This is a genomic window from Bradyrhizobium yuanmingense (assembly GCF_900094575.1).
GTDB lineage: Bacteria > Pseudomonadota > Alphaproteobacteria > Rhizobiales > Xanthobacteraceae > Bradyrhizobium > Bradyrhizobium yuanmingense.
On record NZ_FMAE01000099.1, the window covers coordinates 1 to 1,196 of the forward strand.

Below are 1,196 nucleotides of genomic sequence, written 5' to 3' on the forward strand. Positions count from 1 at the left end.
ATATGCAGGTCGAACTCGCATCCGCGGCACTGACCATGGCCATCAACCAGCAACGGCCGCAGACCGGATTGATCCATCACTCCGATCGCGGCGTGCAGTATGCCTCACACGGTCCTCACCGGCGCCGGCATCATGGCATCAATGAGCCGCAAGGCCGATTGCTACGACAATGCCCCGATGGAGAGCTTCTTCCATACCTTGAAAACCGAGCTGGTCCATCATCGCGACTACAATACCCGCGCCGAGGCCCAGCGCGATATCTTCGCCTTCATCGAGGGCTTCTACAACCGAACCCGCCTCCATTCCGCGATCAACGGTTTGGCGCTTGTACTCTTCCGTAAAGGACCGACGTTGACGTTCCATTCGACACCTCCGGGCTCAATGAGCCTACTACAGGTGTCCACTCATTCGGAGGAGGTTCAGTGGACACGCCGAGAGCCCGGGGCAGAACTCAGGATTGGATGAACTCCTGAAGCTTTATGGACCGCTGTTTTCCTGGATTTGCCGTTTCCGAAAGGATATCAATGGCCTGGAGCTTGGCGTCATGCTCCTCGTATGTGCCGAGCACGCGTTCGCCAAGTGCCAAATTGTGCACGGGATCGACAATCGAGGGGGAGTCGTAAGTTAGGAAGGTGGGTCCAGTAAACTTCTTCGCCAAGCTCGTCGCGTGGCAACATTCGCGCGGTGCACCGTTTGACGAGTTGCGTCACTGCGCCCATCCCGCTTATTGATAGGGGGGCAGATGCCGAAACCAAGTAGAAATACGTCCGCGCAGAAATCATCTGTTGCGAACTCGAGCTCACGCGCTGGTCTGGTTGAGCGGTAAGGGTCGGCAGACGCTTGCCCGCTGGACGCTTGAGCGTACCCTGAATTAGACCACCGTCTCTAACCGGTAATGTACGCCAACTTTTTTGGAGCACCAAGAACCTCTCGTCCCGAGGCGAGCGCTGCATCATTCGTTGTCACGTAGGTAAGAATTAAAAAGCCGGCCTCACCGCCGGGATCACGAACTTGAATTCCTGAAGAGCACTCCAAGTACGGCCCCACAGTGCTTGAGGGATAGCTCGCGACCGGCACAAGGGCGATTGCAGGGTTTGCTACGGTACTAGGGTCTGTACCTAATTAGCGAACTCTGATTCCCTGGCAGCGGGTTGATTCCACGCGGGGGACTTCGATGCGCAAAGGACTGTTCTGGC

2 protein-coding genes and 1 pseudogene are annotated in these 1,196 nt (G+C 56.8%); 1 reads left to right on the plus strand and 2 read right to left on the minus strand.

The features are described from left to right. Positions 1 to 312 (plus strand): annotated as a pseudogene (locus GA0061099_RS42675) (IS3 family transposase); the annotation flags it as partial. Between the two features lie 139 nt (positions 313 to 451). Here GA0061099_RS42675 and GA0061099_RS42680 read toward each other — a convergent pair. Next, positions 452 to 658 (minus strand): hypothetical protein, encoded by a 207-nt coding sequence (locus GA0061099_RS42680; protein ID WP_050996351.1) that lies wholly within the window; start codon positions 656 to 658, stop codon positions 452 to 454. 227 nt (positions 659 to 885) lie between these two features. Then, positions 886 to 1,077, minus strand: a complete 192-nt coding sequence (locus GA0061099_RS42685; RefSeq protein WP_338060723.1) for an acetoacetate decarboxylase family protein — start codon at positions 1,075 to 1,077, stop codon at positions 886 to 888. Between the last annotated feature and the right edge of the window lie 119 nt (positions 1,078 to 1,196).